The following is a 15,903-nucleotide window of genomic DNA, read 5'->3' on the forward strand; positions in this document are numbered from 1 at the left end:
TTCAGGGAGTGTGTTGAAGCAGAAAAATGGTGCCGAGGAGAGGACTTGAACCTCCACGGGGTTACCCCCACTAGCACCTGAAGCTAGCGCGTCTACCAATTCCGCCACCTCGGCACGAGGGACGACACAGCGGTGAAAACCGAGTGTCCTGCGCTTCAGGAGCGCGCAATATAGTGCGCGCTCGCGAGGCTGTCAACGCCCCGGAGGCCGAAATTCGCCGTCCGGGACGGGCGCCGGCGGGCCGGCGCGCACCCGTGCTGCGCAACAAAATTCTGCATGCCTCATAATGGGCGCTTCGGGAAGCGCCGATTCATGTACCCGCTGGTGTTGCGGTCCGCTGGTGTCGCTCGGCTACACTGCGCTCATCGCATCTTGTTCGCACGCTGGAAAGCGGCTCGAGCGCGAGCGTGCACATGAATCAGCGTTTCCCTTGCGCGCCCGGCCGGGTTCCCGGCGAGGGGCTGCCCATTGCAACATCCACAGAGTTCACTGAATGCCAAGACAACGTCGCAAGACCCCCGCCGATCCCAACTTCGAGCGCGAGGCGCAGAAGTACGACAACCCCATCCCCAGCCGCGAGTTCATCCTCGGGCTCCTGCAGGAAGCCGACAATCCGCTGTCCTACGACGAGATCGCGGAGCGGCTGCAGATCGACGATGACGATCGCCTCGAGGCCCTGCGCCGCCGCCTGAAGGCGATGGAGCGCGACGGCCAGGCCCTTTGCAATCGCCGAGGGGCCTATCTGCCGGTCAACCAGGAAGATCTGATCCGCGGCCGTGTGATCGGGCATCCGGACGGCTTCGGCTTCCTGGTGCCGGACGAGCAGGACGACGATCTGTTCCTGTCGCCCAAGCAGATGCGCGGCGTATTCCATGGCGACCGGGCGCTGGCCCGGGTCATGGGCGTGGATCGCCGCGGCCGCCGTGAAGGCGGGATCGTGGAGGTCCTCGAGCGCAACACCACCCAGGTGGTCGGGCGCCTGAAGATCGAGGACGGGGTCGGTGTCCTGACCCCGGACAACAAGCGGATTACCCACGACATCCTGGTGCCGCCGGACGGCCTGGGCGAGGCGCAGGACGACCAGATCGTGGTGGTGCGTATCCGCGAATCCGCCTCGCGCACCGCGCGCCTGAAGGGCGATGTGCTGGAGGTCCTGGGCGAACACATGGCCCCGGGCATGGAGATCGACATCGCGATCCGTGCCCATGGCCTGCCGCACGAGTGGCCGGACGAGGTCACGGCCGCCGCCGACGCACTGGGTGCCGAGGTCGCCGAGAAGGACAAGAAGGGCCGTCTGGATCTGCGCGAGAAGCCGTTTGTCACCATCGATGGCAGTGATGCCCGCGACTTCGACGACGCCCTGTACTGCGAGCCGGAGGGCAAGGGCTGGCGCCTGTGGGTCGCGATCGCCGACGTGTCCCATTATGTCGAGCGCGATGCGGCCCTGGACCGCGAGGCCCGCACCCGCGGCACCTCGGTGTACTTCCCCGACAACGTGATCCCGATGCTGCCGGAGGCCCTGTCCAACGGCCTGTGCTCGCTGAACCCGAAGGTGGATCGGTTGAGCATGGTCTGCGAGATGGAGATCGGCGCGCGCGGGGCACTGAAGAGCTATCGCTTCCACGAGGGCCTGATCCGCTCGCACGCGCGTCTGATCTACGACGATGTTGCGGCGATGCTCGACGGCGACACGGCCCTGCGCGAGCAGAACGCCCATGTGATGCCGCATCTGGAGACCCTGCACAAGGTCTTCAAGTCCCTGCACGCAGCCCGCAATCGCCGCGGCGCGATCGACTTCGACACCACCGAGACCAAAATCGTATTCGGCGAGGACCGCAAGATCGAGCAGATCGTCCCGACCGAGCGCAACGATGCCCATCGCCTGGTCGAGGAATGCATGATCATGGCGAACGTCGCGGCGGCGCGGTTCCTGAAGAAGCACAAGGTGCCGGCGCTTTATCGTATCCACGACCAGCCACCGGCGGAGAAGGTCGAGGAGCTGCGCGAGTTCCTGAATGGCGCGGGCCTGAGCCTGGGCGGCGGGGCCGAACCCACACCGGCCGACTACACCGCCGTGCTGAAGGCCGCGCGCCAGCGCTCGGACCAGCAGCTGATCCAGACGGTGCTGCTGCGCTCGCTGAGCCAGGCGGTGTACGCCCCGGAACTGGACGGGCACTTTGGTCTGGCGCTGGACGACTACGCGCACTTTACCTCGCCGATCCGGCGCTATCCCGACCTGCTGGTGCATCGTGGCATTCGTCATGTGCTGCGCAAGGGCAGTGGCAAGGCGTTCCCGTATTCGCACAGCGACATGGAATCGCTGGGCGAGCACTGCTCGATGGCGGAGCGGCGCGCCGACGATGCCACCCGCGATGCCGAGGCCTGGCTGAAGGCCGAGTACATGCAGGACAAGGTCGGGGAGACCTTCACCGGCGTGGTCTCCGGCGTAACCGGGTTCGGCCTGTTCGTCGAGATCAAGGATGTCTACATCGAGGGCCTGGTCCACGTGACCAGCCTGGACAATGACTTCTACCACTTCGACCCGACCCGTCACACCCTGACCGGCGAGCGCGGCGGACGTGTGTTCCGTATTGGGGACGAACTGCAGGTGCAGGTGGCCCGGGTGAGTCTGGATGATCGCAAGATCGACCTCGCGCTGGCCGGGGAACCGGGCAAGCCGAAGCCGACGGACGCGCCGCCGAAGAAGCGCAGCCGCCGCAGCAAGCGCCGCAAGGATGCCGAGACCGCCCCGGCCGCCACCCCGGCGGACGAGACCCAGCCGGCCGAAGCTGCGGCGGACCCGGCTCCGGCCGAGCCGCAGGCACCCGCCGCCGACGACGAGGCCCCGGCACCGAAGAAGAAGCGTCGCCGTCGCGGGGGTCGCCGCCGTGGTTCGGTCTCCGGTGACACGACCCCGGACCCGGCCCCCGAGCCGGGGAACGAGGCGGCCCCGGTGTCCGACCCTGGCGAGGGTATTCCCGATGCCCCGGAACCCGGCAACGAGGCGGTCCCGCCGCCGCGACCGGAGGCCGACAAGGACGGCAACACCATCGTCGAGTCGGAGCCGCAAGCCCAGGCGGCGGGCAAGAAGCCCGCGGGTTCCGGCCGTCGCCGCAGCCGTCGCCGGCGTCCCTCCTCGTCCTGAGGTACCGCCCGGTGAGTGCGCAGGGCCATCCATCGCGAGGCGCGGCATCCCCGCGCGAGCGCGCGGCGGGTTCGCGGCCGGCTGTGTCCCGTGGAGGGGTGCGGTGAGCAAGGGTGGCAAGGGCAGCCGCGCGGAGACCTTCGGTGGTATTCATGCGGTGGCGGCGGTACTGGAGCGTGCCCCGGAACGGGTGAAGCGCCTGCAGCTCGCGACCGACCCGGTCGAGCCCGCGCTGGAGCGCCTGCTGCATCGTGCCCGCGCCTGCGGTCTCGCGGTGGAGCGGGTGGGCCGCGAGCGCCTGGATCAGCAGCATCCGGGGTTCCAGAACCAGGGCGTGATCGTGCACTGCACCCCGCGTCCGGTGGTGGATGAAAAGACCCTGATCCAGCGGGTGCGCGATGGTCTGGACCTCGTGCTGATTCTCGATGGGGTGACCGACCCCCACAACCTCGGCGCCTGCCTGCGCACCGCCGATGCGGCGGGGGCCGGCGCGGTGATCATGCCGCGCCACCACAGCGCCGCCCTGACCCCGGCGGCCATCAAGGTGGCCTCGGGCGCGGCCGAAACCGTGCCGGTGGTAACGGTCGGAAATCTCGCGCGGACGCTCGCCTCGCTCAAGCAGGCCGGTATGTGGACCGTCGGCCTCGCGGGCGAGGCCGGGGAAAGCCTCTACGCGCTGGACCTGCGCCCGCCGACCGCGATCGTGATGGGGGCCGAGGGCGAGGGCCTGCGCCGGCTCACCCGGGAGGCCTGCGACCACCTGGCCGCCTTGCCCATGCACGGGACGGTGGAGAGCCTCAATGTCTCCGTGGCCACCGGGGTAACCCTGTTCGAGGCGGTGCGCCAGCGCCAGGCCGGCGCGCCGGACTGAGGGCGTCGGCCGCCTGGCCTGTTCGTCGCTTGTTGTTGTCGCCCGCTTCGGTTATCGTATCGCGCCTTTCTGCCCCGCGGGCGCGCCCGCGGGGTTGAACCCTTGCCTCACCGCGTGGACGGGAGGCTGATACCCGAAAGGAGTTCCCGATGCGTCACTACGAAGTTGTATTCCTGGTCCACCCGGACCAGAGCGAGCAGGTCCCGGCGATGATCGAGCGCTACAAGGGCCTGGTCGAAGGCCACGAAGGCAAGATCCATCGCCTGGAAGACTGGGGCCGCCGTCAGCTGGCCTACCCGATCCAGAAGCTGGTGAAGGCCCACTACGTGCTCATGAACATCGAGGCCTCGGAAGAGGCGATGGAAGAGCTCGCCAGCGCCTTCCGGTTCAACGATGCCGTGCTGCGACACCTGGCGATGCGCATGGAAGAGGCTGTGACCGAGACCTCCCCGCTGGCCAAGGGCCAGGAAGAGGAAGGCTCCAAGGGCCGTCGCCGCGAGCGTGACGACGAGGGCGGCGAGTCCGCCTCCGATGATTCGGCCGCTGCCGAATAAGTCCCGCCCGTTCGTTGACCGAATTTTTGAAGGAGAGTTGAGATGGCCCGTTTTCCGCGTCGCCGCAAGTACTGCAAGTTCACCGCCGAAGGCATCGATTACATCGATTACAAGGACCTGAACCTGCTCAAGGGTTTCGTCACCGAGACCGGCAAGATCGTCCCCAGCCGAGTGACCGGCACCAGCGCGAAGTACCAGCGTCAGCTGGCCACCGCCGTGAAGCGCGCGCGCTTCCTCGCCCTGCTGCCGTACAGCGACAACCACTAAGTCTCGTACCGGTTCGCCGGGGGCCGTCGCCATGCGCGCACTGGCCGAATTCGCGATGAAGAGCCGGGGCCGCGCCGTGGGCGCGGTCTCCGGTTTTGGTGTGGCGGGGCTGTTTCTGCCGCCGGTGGCGCTGCTTGGCAGCGCGCTGGTCGCCCTGGTCGGGCTGCGCATTGGCCTCGGGCAGGCACTGCTGGTGATCGCGCTGTCCGCGCTCGTGCTCGGGGTCGCAATGTTTGCCCTGATGCCCGAGGCCCCGCTGTTCGCGGGGGTGGTGGCCGGGGTGGTGCAATGGGCGCCGGTGGCGCTGCTGGCGGAGCTGCTGCGACGGACCGTCTCGTGGCGCAGCACGCTGCAGGCCGCCGCCGGGGTCGCCGGGTTCGGGGTGCTGGCCGTCCATATGCTCGTCCCGGATCTCGAGTCCACCTGGGCCGAGGCCGGGATGAGACTGCTGGGGCCCCTGGTCGAAGGTAGCGAGACCGGTCCGCAGGAACTCGAGGCGGCGTTGCGCCGCGCCGCCCCGTACCTGACCGGGCTGTTTGCCGGGATCCTGCTGCTGAGCCTCACGCTCTCGGTGCTCCTGGGTCGCTACTGGCAGGCGCTGCTGTACAACCCGGGGGCGTTCGGCGAGGAGTTTCGGGCACTGCAGTTCGGGCGCGCCACAAGCGCGGCCACGCTGCTGCTGGCGGGGATCGGCCATCTGGGCCCGGTGCCGCTGGCGACCGAACTGGCGTTCATCCTCGCGGTGCTGTTCTTCCTGCAGGGGATCGCGCTGATGCACGCGCTGACCTTCCGTCAGGGCATGAGCAGCTTCTGGCTGGTGGGGATGTACGTCCTGCTGGCGCTGGCGATGCCGCAGATGTTCCTGCTGCTCGCCACCATCGGCGTCATCGACGCCTGGGCGGACATCCGCTCGCGGCTGGGCCCCGGCTCCGCATCGGGTGGGCAGGGCGGCGACAACAATCCGTGAGACCGGTCCGAGACCGGTGTAGAATGCGTGCCTTCGGGCGCTGATCAAACGTTACAGGAATACAAAGATGGAAGTCATTCTGCTGGAAAAGATCGATAACCTCGGCACCCTGGGTGACCGTGTCAACGTGCGTCCCGGTTTCGCGCGGAACTATCTGCTGCCGCAGGGCAAGGCCACGTTCGCCACCGCCGAGAACATCGCCGAGTTCGAGGCGCGTCGCGCCGAACTGGAGAAGGCCGCCGCCGAGGCCTTCGCCGCCGCCGAGGCGCGCAAGGAAAAGCTGGACGGCACCGTGCTCGAGATCACCGCGAAGGCCGGTGGCGAAGGCAAGCTGTTCGGCTCCATCGGCCCGGCGGACATCGCCGACGCGCTGAGCGCCAAGGGCACCGAAGTCGAGAAGAAGGAAGTGCGCATGCCGGAAGGCCCGCTGCGTACCGCCGGCGAATTCGAGGTCGGGCTGCACCTGCACTCGGACGTGGATGTGGACATTCGCGTCGTTGTGATCGGCGAAGAGTGATCCGTCGGATGTCGGGAGGGTGGCCCCACCGGGTCGCTGATACCCGGCAGGTGGGCGGGTTCGTCGCATGAACTCGCCCATGACCCCGAATCCGCGGGTCCCCCCGCATTCCGAGGAGGCCGAACAGGCAGTCCTCGGAGGCCTGATGCTGGATAACGCCGCCTGGGACCGGGTGGCGGACCGCATTACCGCAGAAGACTTCTATCGCCACGACCACCGCCTGATCTTCCGGGCGGTGTCCACGCTGGCGGATCGCAATGCCCCGTTCGACATGGTCACCGTGTCGGAGCAGCTGGACCGTACCGCGGAGCTGGAATCCGCGGGGGGCATGGCCTATCTCGGCCGCCTGGCAGCGGAAACCCCCAGTGCCGCGAACATCGTGGCCTACGCCGATATCGTCCGCGAGCGCTCCATCCTGCGGTCGCTGATCTCGGTGGGCACCGAGATCGCCGATTCGGCCTATACCCCCGAGGGCCGCGACTCCAAGGAACTGCTGGACGTGGCGGAGCAGAAGGTGTTCCGCATCGCCGAGCAGGGCGCGCGCGGGGCCCAGGGCTTTCGCGGGATGAAGCCGCTGCTGACCGCGGCGGTCGACCAGATCGAGTATCTCTACGAAAGCCAGAACCCGATTACCGGGGTGGCCACCGGCTATCAGGATCTGGATGCCCTGACCTCCGGACTGAACCCGGGCGATCTGGTGATCGTCGCCGGGCGTCCGTCCATGGGCAAGACCTCGTTCGCGATGAACATCGCCGAGTACGTGGCGATGAAGAACTCCGAGCCGGTCGCGATCTTCTCCATGGAGATGCCCGGCGAGCAGCTGGCCATGCGCCTGCTGTCCTCCATGGGCCGGATCAACCAGCAGAAGCTGCGCTCCGGGCGCCTGGAGGACGGCGACTGGCCGCGTCTGACGAGCGCGGTGCAGATGCTCTCCGAGGCGCCCCTGTTCATCGACGACACACCGGCGCTGTCGCCCACCGAACTGCGGGCGCGCACCCGCCGCCTGATGCGCGAACACAAGGGGCTGGGTCTGATCGTCGTCGACTACCTGCAGTTGATGCAGTTTCCCGGCAGTGGCGAGAGCCGGGCCCACGAGATCTCCGAGATCTCGCGCGGGCTGAAGGCCCTGGCGAAGGAACTGAGTGTCCCGATGATCGCGCTGTCGCAGCTCAACCGCTCGCTGGAACAGCGCCCGAACAAGCGCCCGGTGATGTCCGATCTGCGCGAGTCCGGGGCCATCGAGCAGGACGCGGATATCATCGCCTTCGTGTATCGCGACGAGGTCTACAACGACGAGTCGCCGGACAAGGGCACGGCGGAGATCATCATTGCCAAGCAGCGTAACGGCCCCATCGGCACCGTGCGCCTGACCTTCCGCGGGCAGTTCACCCGTTTCGAGAACTACGCCCCCGACGTCTACGGCGAGATCGGCCACGAGGCCTGACCCGGGACGTGAAGCGAGCGGCGACCATCCAGCTCGACCCCGAGGCCCTGCGGCACAACCTGGCCGTGGCGCGACGCCTGGCGCCCGGTGTCCCGATGTGGTCGGTGATCAAGGCCGAGGGCTACGGCCATGGGCTGCTATGGGCCGCCGAGGCCCTGGCGGCGGCCAGCGACGGGCTCGCCGTCTCCCAGGTCGGCGAGGCCCGGGCGCTGCGCGCGGCCGGCTTCGACGGTCCGGTGCTGGTCCTGCAGGGTCCGCACGATGCCAGCGACGCACGCGCCTGTGCCGAGTTCGCCCTGCAGCCGGTCCTGCATGACCCGGCTCAGCTCGATCATCTGGATGCCTCTGGCATCCGCCTCCCCGAGGTCTGGGTCAAGCTGAACACCGGCATGAACCGCCTGGGCTTCGAGCCGCGCCAGGCGGGCGAGGTGGCGATGCGCCTCCAGGCCGCCGGGCACGGGCAGCAGGGGCTGCACTGGATGACACACCTGGCCTGCGCCGACACGCCCGGCCACCCGCAGAATACTCACCAACTGGAATGCTTTGCCGGCGCCGTCGGGGCGTGGCCGGGATACCGCAGCGTGGCCAACTCCGCTGCGCTGTTCGCCGGCTGGGGCTCGGGCGGTGAGGGGGCCGCGCCCGGCGACTACTGGGCGCGGCCCGGCATCATGCTCTACGGGGCACACCCGGCCTCCGCGCCGGCGGATCGTCCGCCCGAGGGGCCGGAGGGCGAGCTGCGCCCGGCGATGACGGTGCAGGCCCCGGTCATCGCGACCCAGCAGCTGGAGCCGGGCAGCCGCGTGGGTTATGGCGCCACCTGGACGGCCGATCGACCGGGTCGCGCCGGGATCGTCGCGATGGGCTATGCCGACGGCTATCCGCGTCATGCCCCGTCGGGCACGCCGGTGCGGGTCGGTGACCGGATCTGCCCGCTGATCGGGCGCGTCTCCATGGACATGCTGGCGGTGGATCTGACCGAGGTGCCTGCCGCGCAGGTTGGCGACCAGGTGACACTGTGGGGCGAGGGGCTCCCGGTGGAGCGGGTCGCGCGCGCGGCTGGCACCATCAGCTACGAGCTGTTGACCCGCGTGGCGGATCGCCTGCAGCCGGCGCACTGAGCCCGGTACACTGTGGCATCCCGCAGCCAAGGATGCCCCGATGACCGATTTCGACCCCGCTGATTACGACCCGCAGACTGTAGCCATCCGGCACGGTTACCAGCGTACGCCCGAGGGCGAGCACTCCGAGGCGATCTTCCCGACCTCCAGCTTCGTATTCGGCTCGGCCGCGGAGGCCGCCGCGCGCTTCGGCGGGGAGTCGCCCGGCAACATCTACTCGCGCTTCACCAACCCGACCGTGCGTACCTTCCAGGACCGCCTGGCCGCGCTGGAGGGGGGCGAGGCCTGTGTGGCCACCGCCTCCGGGATGTCGGCGATCCTCGCGACCATGATGGGCCTGCTGAAGGCCGGCGATCACGTGGTCTGCTCGCGTTCGGTGTTCGGCACGACTACGGTGCTTTTCAACAACTACCTCGGCCGTTTCGGTGTCGAGGTGACCTACGTCGAGCTGTCGAACCTCGAGGCCTGGGAGGCCGCCACCCAGCCGAATACCCGGTTGTATTTCTGCGAGACGCCGTCCAACCCGCTGGGCGAGGTGGTGGACATTGCCGCGCTGGCGGAGATCGCGCATCGGCACGACGCCCTGCTCGCGGTGGACAACTGCTTCTGCACGCCGATCCTGCAGCGCCCGCTGGATCTGGGCGCCGACATCATCATCCACTCGGCGACCAAGTTTCTCGACGGCCAGGGCCGCTGTCTGGGCGGCGCGGTGGTCGGCGACGCCGAGCGCGTCGGCAAGGATGTCTACGGCTTCCTGCGCACCGCCGGGCCGACCCTGTCGCCGTTCAACGCCTGGGTGTTCCTGAAGGGGCTGGAGACCCTGGCCCTGCGCATGCGCGCCCACAGCGAGAACGCCCTGGCCCTGGCGCAGTGGCTGCAGGCCCACCCGCAGGTCACGGCCGTGCATTACCCGGGGCTCGAGTCCCACCCGCAGCACGCAATCGCGAAGCGCCAGCAAAGCGGCTTCGGCGGGGTGCTGAGTTTCGAGGTCGCCGGCGGGCGTGAGGCCGCCTGGTCGGTGATTGACGCCACGAAATTCCTGTCGATCACCGCAAATCTGGGCGATACCAAGACCACCATCACCCATCCGGCCACCACTACCCACGGCCGCGTGGACCCGGACAGGCGCGAGGCCCAGGGCATTACCGAGGCCCTGGTGCGGGTCGCCGTGGGGCTGGAGGCGGTCGCCGACATCCAGCGCGACCTGGCCCGCGGGCTCGACGCGCTCTGACGCGGCTCCCGGGTCGACCGCACGGATATGTCCAGACCCGCATCCGGTGATGTCCATCCGAAGCCGCGCCGGCGTCCGCGCTGGCGCGTACTGCTGACGGTCGTTATTGGCTTCCACCTGCTGGGGTTCCTGTCGTCGCTGGATGCGCTGATGTCCACGCGGACGCCGCAGGGCGCGGTGGCCTGGATCGTGTCGCTCAACACCGTTCCCTATGTGGCCGTGCCGGCCTACTGGGTATTCGGCGCCAGCGAGTTTCGCGGCTACGTGGTCGCGCGCCGTGACGAAGACTCCGCTCTGGCGCGGGCCCTGCAGCCGAAGACAGAGGAGCTGTGGTCCCACCAGTACATCGCGCAAGAGCCGAGCAAGCACCTGGACGGGGTGCAGCGGCTGGCCCGCTGGCCGTTTCTCCACGGCAACGAGGTCGAGCTGCTGGTGGATGGCGAGGCGACCTTCGACAGTATCTTCGAGGGGATCGAGCAGGCCGAGCGCTACCTGCTGGTGCAGTTCTATATCGTGCGCGACGACGCGATCGGGCGCGAACTCAAGCGGCGGCTGGTGGAGCGGGCGCAGGACGGGGTCGAGGTCTATTTTCTCTACGACGAGATCGGCAGCTACCGCCTGCCCGGCAGCTATCTCGACGCCCTGCGCGAGGCGGGGGTGCATGTGCAGCACTTTCACTCGACCCGCGGGCGCGGTAATCGCTTCCAGCTGAACTTCCGCAATCACCGCAAGATCGTGGTGGCCGATGGCGAACAGGGTTGGGTCGGCGGACTGAACGTGGGGGATGAGTACCTCGGGCGGGACCCGAAGATCGGCCCCTGGCGCGATACCCACCTGCGCATCGAGGGGCCGTCCGCCCTGGCCCTGCAGTCGGTGTTCCTGGAGGACTGGCACTGGGCGACCGAAGACATCCCGGAGCTGGAATGGAAGCCGGCGATCATGGCGGACGATGGCGTCCCGGTGCTGATCCTGCCCTCCGGCCCGGCGGACGAATTCGAGACCGCCAGCCTGATGATGCAACAGGTTATCCATGCGGCGGATCGGCGTATCTGGATCGCCAGCCCGTACTTCGTGCCGGACGAGGGCGTGCAGGGCATGCTCAAACTGGCCGCGCTCAGTGGCGTCGACGTACGGGTGCTGATCCCCGAGGTCACCGACAACCCGCTGACCACGCATGCGGCCTATGCCTTTCTGGGTCCGCTGCTGGATGCCGGCGTGCGCATCTACCGCTATCAGGAGGGTTTCCTGCACGGCAAGGCCTTCGTGGTGGACGACATGGGCGCGGCGGTGGGGACCGTGAACCTGGACAACCGCTCGTTCCGGCTGAATTTCGAGGTCACCGCGCTGGTGATGGATCCGGCCTTCGCTCGCGAGACGGCGCGCATGTTTGAAGCCGACTTTGCCCGCTCGCGCGAGATGACCCGGCAGGATGTGGACGACCTGCCGCTTTGGCGACGGGTGGCCGCAAGGGCTGCCTATCTGCTGGCGCCGGTGTTGTAGGGAAACACGGATCAACGTACACGCTCGGGCGGCTTGATCTGTGTCACACCGAAAGCCGGAGCGGCTGCTAGACTTGCAGGCAGAATACCTGTTCGAGGCCAGCCCGTGTCGCGAGCCCTGCACCATCTGTTGAACCTGCTGATCGTCGCCGCCCTGCTGCTGGCGCCGATCGCCGGTGCCGGGATGATGCACGGCGATGCCGCGGACAGCATGACTGCGGCGGACCACTGCGCGGGTGAGGGTGCCGGATCGGCGTCGGAGTCCTTGTCTGCAGACTTCGTGATCCCAGCCGAGCCTTCGGCCTGCGAGATGCCCTGTGCGGTCTGTGGCGTCTGCGGGGTCTCGGGTTTGCCTTCACCCGCCGGCACGCCGGTCACGGCGGCCGCGCCCGTTTTCGTTTCCCTTCCCGTCGCCATGGGCCCCGGTACCCCCGCGGCACCGGATCTGCGCCCACCCCTCTGATTCCTCCCTGGCCGGGATTCCACCCGGCCCCGGGTGATCGCGCATCACCCACGCACTGCGCATTACCGCGCTTTGCGTCTTTCACTCTGTCCCGGGGAGGACTACATCATGATGAATGAACAAGGTTTTGGCTGGATGGGCGGTATGGGTCTTGGCGGGGGCCTGATCGGGCTGCTCGTCCTGGTGCTGCTGATCCTCGGCATCGCCGCCCTGATCAAGTACCTGTTCGGCAATCGCTGAGGAGGCGCGCGATGGCGACGGAAACGAAGCCAGCGGATGCCCGCGAGGCGGTGGTGATCGTCCCCGGCATGGGGTCGGACCACTGCGCGGGGATTGTTCGCACGGCGCTGGAGAAGACCCCGGGTGTGGCCTCGGTGGGGACCAATATTGCCCGCCACCGGGTGACCGTGGGATACGACCCCGAGCAGGTGAACCCGCAGGGGTTGCGAGCCGCCGTGGAGGGGGCTGGCTACGATGTCGCCCAGGTCGAGGGCGAAACGGGCGCCGCCGGTACGGTGCGTCTGGTGGTACCCGGCATGGGTTCGGACCACTGCGCGGGGATTGTGCGCGGTGCGATCGAGAAGCTGGACGGCATCCAGGCGGTGCGCACCAACATCGGCGATCACCGTGTGACCGTAGAACCCGGTCCCGGCGGCCCCGACGCCGAGGCCCTGCGCGCCGCGGTCGAGGGGGCCGGCTATGACGTGGCGGCGGTGGAGACCGAGGAGGCCGGCAGCGAGGCGGACGACGCCGAGATCGACGCCGCCTACCTGAAGCAGGCCTGGCGCCGGCTGTGGATCGCGATGATCCCGACCATCGCGATCATGGTGCTGATGATGCCGCACATGTTCTGGCAGGAGATCCCCGGCTATCTCCTGATCATCGCCGTGCTGGCGTTCCCGGTAGTGTTCATGGCCGGGGGTGCGGCCACCCACCGGTCGTCCTGGCGCGCGCTGAAAAGCGGCAGTCTGAACATGGACGTGCTGATCTCCATGGGCTCGCTGCCGCCCTATCTGCTGGGGCTGATCGGCTTTGTCTACCCGATGACCTCGTTCATCGAGATGGCCGCGACCATCATGGCCTTCCACATGCTCGGGCGGTACCTGGAGTACCGCGCGAAGGGCGAGGCCTCCTCCGCGATCCGCAAGCTGCTGGATCTGGGTGCGAAGACGGCCCGGGTCGAACGCGATGGCGAAGAGGTCGAGGTGCCGGTGAAATCGCTGCAGGTGGGCGAGGTGATGATCGTGCGCCCGGGCGAGAGGATCCCCACCGATGGCGAGGTGGTTGCCGGCGAGAGCACCGTGGACGAATCCATCGCCACCGGCGAGTCGGTGCCGGTGGACAAGGCCGAGGGCGATACCGTGCTCGGTGCGACCCTGAACCAGCAGGGGCGGTTGAAGGTGCGTGCGACCCGTGTGGGGGCCGACACCTTCCTGTCGCAGGTGATCCGGCTGGTGAACGAGGCCCAGGGCTCGCGGGTGCCGGTGCAGGAGCTGGCGGACCTTATCACCGCGCGCTTCGTGCCGGCGGTATTGATCATCGCGCTGGCCGCGTTTGCAGCCTGGCTGGCGTTTTCCGGGGCGCTGCAGCCGATCCTGATCTGGGGCGAGGGCTTCCTGCCCTGGGTCGACTCGGAGCGCCCGCCGATCGTGCTGGCCATCCTCGCGGCCATTGCCGTGCTGGTCATCGCCTGCCCCTGCGCGCTGGGGCTGGCCACGCCCACCGCCCTGATGGTCGGCTCCGGCATGGGGGCCGAGCGCGGGGTGCTGATCCGCTCGGGCTCCGCGATCCAGACGCTGAAGGACATCCGCGTGATCGTACTCGACAAGACCGGGACCATCACCCGCGGGCAGCCGGCATTGACGGACGTGATCGCGGCCGAGGGCTTCGATGACGCCCGCGTGCTGGGTGCGGCCGCGGCCGTGGAGGCCGGCTCCGCGCATCCGCTGGCGGAGGCCATCGTGCAGGGCGCGCGCGACCGGGAGCTGGCAATCGCCGAGGTCGAACAGTTTCAGTCGCACACCGCGCGCGGAGTGGAAGCCCGCCTCGACGGGGAACGTGTCCTGGTCGGCAGCCAGCGGCTGCTGGAGGAGCAGGGCCTGGATCCGTCCAGCCTGCTGGAATCGCTGCGGCGGTTCGAGGATGCCGGCAAGACCGCGATGCTGGTGGCAATCGGCGATCAACCGGCCGGCATCGTCGCGGTCGCCGACACGCTCAAGGATGAGTCGCAGAGTGCCATCGAACAGCTGCACGGCCTGGGTATCCGCTGCGTGATGGTCACCGGCGACAACGAGCGCACCGCCAACGCGGTGGCCGCGCAGGTCGGGATCGACGAGGTCCGTGCCGGCGTGCTGCCGGAGGGCAAGGTCGAGGCGGTCCGCGAACTGCAGGCGCAGTACGGCGACCACGTGGCGATGGTGGGCGACGGCATCAACGACGCCCCGGCGCTGCAGCAGGCGAACGTCGGCATCGCGATCGGGGCCGGCGCGGATGTGGCCATCGAGGCCGCCGATGTGACCCTGGTGCGCGGTGAGCTGACCAAGGTCGTCGAGGCCGTCCGGCTCTCGCGCCTGACCTTCCGCAAGATCGTCCAGAACCTGTTCTGGGCCTGGGGCTACAACACCGCCGCGATCCCCATCGCCGCGGTCGGCCTGCTGCACCCGATGATCGGCGTGATCGCGATGACCGCCAGCTCGCTGTCGGTCATCGGCAACTCCATCCTGCTGCGCCGCAGCATGCCGACTGGCGAGCGTTGAGCGGGTATCCTGTGCCGCATGCAAGCATCGAACCCGAATCCTGAATCCGCGCCGGAGTCCCCGGTCGTTTATCGCGCGGCCGAGGCCGCGTTGCGCGAGCGGGACCCGGAGACCAAGTGCGAGCGGGCGCTGGAGCTCATACGCGGTTGGTGGGCGGGCGAGCTGGAGGCCGGGAGTGCCCCGGCACCGGAACGCATGGAGGTACCGGGGCGGCCCGAACACCCCGTGCTGGTGCACCCGAAGGATCTTCCTCGGCGCGGGCTGCACACCACGGCCGGGCGGGTGGCGCTGGTGCACGCGGTCGCGCATATCGAGTTCAACGCGATCAATCTGGCGCTGGACGCCGTCTATCGCTTTCGCGACATGCCGGCGCCGTTCGTCAGCGACTGGCTGCAGGTGGCGGCCGAGGAGGCGCGCCATTTCCGGCTGTTGCGTGCGCGGCTCAACGAGCTGGGGGCGGACTACGGCGACCTGCCGGCCCACAACGGGCTGTGGGAGGCCGCACTCGCGACCGACCACGACGTGATGATCCGCATGGCCCTGGTGCCGCGCGTGCTGGAGGCGCGCGGGCTGGACGTGACCCCGGGCATGATCGAGCGCCTGGCAGCAGCGGGCGATCACGCGACCGTGGCGCTTCTCGAGATCATCCAGCGCGAGGAGGTCGCCCACGTGGCGATCGGCACGCGCTGGTTCCGCGAGTTGGCCCACGCGCGCGGGCTCGATGCCGAGCCGCTCTTCCTCGAGCTGCTGGCAGAGTACATGCCGGGCCGCGTACGCCCGCCCTTCGCCCACGCCGCCCGCCGCGCCGCCGGTTTCACCGACTCCGAGATGGCGCAACTGGAGGCCCAGGCCGCCACCGATTCGTCGCCATAGATTCGAGCGGATCGGCTCTGCGCCGTTTTGTGGTCAGGCCTGGCAGTGGCTGGTCTTGGTTCGGCATACGGTGTTTACGGTGCCTTCGGTCCGCATACTGCCTGGCGCTGACTCGCCAGCGCGCCCCGAGTGACTTCTTTGCTCGTGCAAAGAAGTCACCAAGAAACACGCCCGACTGCCGCGACCCCGGCCCGCTGT

14 protein-coding genes and 1 tRNA gene are annotated in these 15,903 nt (G+C 68.6%); 14 read left to right on the forward strand and 1 reads right to left on the reverse strand.

Annotation, left to right across the window (positions count from 1 at the left end):
- Positions 1 to 27: 27 nt before the first annotated feature.
- Positions 28 to 114 (reverse strand) — tRNA-Leu (locus D105_RS0110130).
- A 379-nt stretch (positions 115 to 493) separates the two neighbouring features.
- Between D105_RS0110130 and rnr the strand changes: the two genes are divergently transcribed.
- The 14 genes from rnr to D105_RS0110200 all read left to right on the forward strand — a co-directional run bounded on the left by rnr (position 494) and on the right by D105_RS0110200 (position 15,705).
- Positions 494 to 3,145, forward strand: a complete 2,652-nt coding sequence (gene rnr / locus D105_RS0110135) for a ribonuclease R (RefSeq protein WP_018878325.1) — start codon at positions 494 to 496, stop codon at positions 3,143 to 3,145.
- A gap of 103 nt (positions 3,146 to 3,248) precedes the next feature.
- Positions 3,249 to 4,016, forward strand: coding sequence for a 23S rRNA (guanosine(2251)-2'-O)-methyltransferase RlmB (rlmB, locus tag D105_RS0110140; protein WP_018867236.1), 768 nt, complete (start codon positions 3,249 to 3,251; stop codon positions 4,014 to 4,016).
- A gap of 149 nt (positions 4,017 to 4,165) precedes the next feature.
- On the forward strand, positions 4,166 to 4,570 hold the full coding sequence (gene rpsF, locus D105_RS0110145) for a 30S ribosomal protein S6 (RefSeq protein WP_018867237.1): 405 nt from the start codon (positions 4,166 to 4,168) through the stop codon (positions 4,568 to 4,570).
- Between the two features lie 42 nt (positions 4,571 to 4,612).
- Positions 4,613 to 4,837, forward strand: coding sequence for a 30S ribosomal protein S18 (gene rpsR, locus D105_RS0110150; protein WP_017940974.1), 225 nt, complete (start codon positions 4,613 to 4,615; stop codon positions 4,835 to 4,837).
- Positions 4,838 to 4,868: 31 nt separating this feature from the next.
- Positions 4,869 to 5,804 (forward strand): hypothetical protein, encoded by a 936-nt coding sequence (locus D105_RS0110155; protein ID WP_018878326.1) that lies wholly within the window; start codon positions 4,869 to 4,871, stop codon positions 5,802 to 5,804.
- A 67-nt stretch (positions 5,805 to 5,871) separates the two neighbouring features.
- Positions 5,872 to 6,321 (forward strand): 50S ribosomal protein L9, encoded by a 450-nt coding sequence (rplI, locus tag D105_RS0110160; protein WP_018878327.1) that lies wholly within the window; start codon positions 5,872 to 5,874, stop codon positions 6,319 to 6,321.
- A gap of 79 nt (positions 6,322 to 6,400) precedes the next feature.
- Positions 6,401 to 7,765, forward strand: a complete 1,365-nt coding sequence (gene dnaB, locus D105_RS0110165) for a replicative DNA helicase (protein ID WP_018867241.1) — start codon at positions 6,401 to 6,403, stop codon at positions 7,763 to 7,765.
- 8 nt (positions 7,766 to 7,773) lie between these two features.
- Complete coding sequence (gene alr, locus D105_RS0110170; protein ID WP_018878328.1) at positions 7,774 to 8,883, forward strand: alanine racemase; 1,110 nt, start codon at positions 7,774 to 7,776, stop codon at positions 8,881 to 8,883.
- Between the two features lie 40 nt (positions 8,884 to 8,923).
- The gene (locus D105_RS0110175) at positions 8,924 to 10,114 is read left to right on the forward strand and encodes an O-succinylhomoserine sulfhydrylase (RefSeq protein ID WP_018877088.1); all 1,191 of its coding nucleotides are present in this window, start codon (positions 8,924 to 8,926) and stop codon (positions 10,112 to 10,114) included.
- Positions 10,115 to 10,141: 27 nt separating this feature from the next.
- Positions 10,142 to 11,614 (forward strand): cardiolipin synthase, encoded by a 1,473-nt coding sequence (gene cls / locus D105_RS0110180; RefSeq protein WP_018878329.1) that lies wholly within the window; start codon positions 10,142 to 10,144, stop codon positions 11,612 to 11,614.
- Positions 11,615 to 11,719: 105 nt separating this feature from the next.
- Positions 11,720 to 12,076: a hypothetical protein gene (locus D105_RS0110185; RefSeq protein ID WP_018878330.1), complete on the forward strand. Its 357-nt coding sequence runs from the start codon at positions 11,720 to 11,722 to the stop codon at positions 12,074 to 12,076.
- A 108-nt stretch (positions 12,077 to 12,184) separates the two neighbouring features.
- On the forward strand, positions 12,185 to 12,316 hold the full coding sequence (locus D105_RS15345; protein WP_017940982.1) for a hypothetical protein: 132 nt from the start codon (positions 12,185 to 12,187) through the stop codon (positions 12,314 to 12,316).
- An 11-nt stretch (positions 12,317 to 12,327) separates the two neighbouring features.
- Positions 12,328 to 14,832 (forward strand): heavy metal translocating P-type ATPase, encoded by a 2,505-nt coding sequence (locus D105_RS0110195; RefSeq protein ID WP_018878332.1) that lies wholly within the window; start codon positions 12,328 to 12,330, stop codon positions 14,830 to 14,832.
- 18 nt (positions 14,833 to 14,850) lie between these two features.
- Positions 14,851 to 15,705, forward strand: a complete 855-nt coding sequence (locus tag D105_RS0110200; protein WP_038028958.1) for a ferritin-like domain-containing protein — start codon at positions 14,851 to 14,853, stop codon at positions 15,703 to 15,705.
- Positions 15,706 to 15,903 lie beyond the last annotated feature (198 nt).

Source organism: Thioalkalivibrio sp. ALE28 (genome assembly GCF_000377425.1).
GTDB lineage: Bacteria > Pseudomonadota > Gammaproteobacteria > Ectothiorhodospirales > Ectothiorhodospiraceae > Thioalkalivibrio.

Excerpts from the sequence above, each read along its gene's own strand:
- rnr (WP_018878325.1), top strand. The coding sequence starts at position 494 with ATGCCAAGACAACGTCGCAAGACCCCCGCCGATCCCAACTTCGAGCGC.
- rpsF (WP_018867237.1), top strand. The coding sequence starts at position 4,166 with ATGCGTCACTACGAAGTTGTATTCCTGGTCCACCCGGACCAGAGCGAG.
- rpsR (WP_017940974.1), top strand. The coding sequence starts at position 4,613 with ATGGCCCGTTTTCCGCGTCGCCGCAAGTACTGCAAGTTCACCGCCGAA.
- D105_RS0110155 (WP_018878326.1), top strand. The coding sequence starts at position 4,869 with ATGCGCGCACTGGCCGAATTCGCGATGAAGAGCCGGGGCCGCGCCGTG.
- rplI (WP_018878327.1), top strand. The coding sequence starts at position 5,872 with ATGGAAGTCATTCTGCTGGAAAAGATCGATAACCTCGGCACCCTGGGT.
- dnaB (WP_018867241.1), top strand. The coding sequence starts at position 6,401 with ATGACCCCGAATCCGCGGGTCCCCCCGCATTCCGAGGAGGCCGAACAG.
- D105_RS0110175 (WP_018877088.1), top strand. The coding sequence starts at position 8,924 with ATGACCGATTTCGACCCCGCTGATTACGACCCGCAGACTGTAGCCATC.
- cls (WP_018878329.1), top strand. The coding sequence starts at position 10,142 with ATGTCCAGACCCGCATCCGGTGATGTCCATCCGAAGCCGCGCCGGCGT.
- D105_RS15345 (WP_017940982.1), top strand. The coding sequence starts at position 12,185 with ATGATGAATGAACAAGGTTTTGGCTGGATGGGCGGTATGGGTCTTGGC.
- D105_RS0110195 (WP_018878332.1), top strand. The coding sequence starts at position 12,328 with ATGGCGACGGAAACGAAGCCAGCGGATGCCCGCGAGGCGGTGGTGATC.
- D105_RS0110200 (WP_038028958.1), top strand. The coding sequence starts at position 14,851 with ATGCAAGCATCGAACCCGAATCCTGAATCCGCGCCGGAGTCCCCGGTC.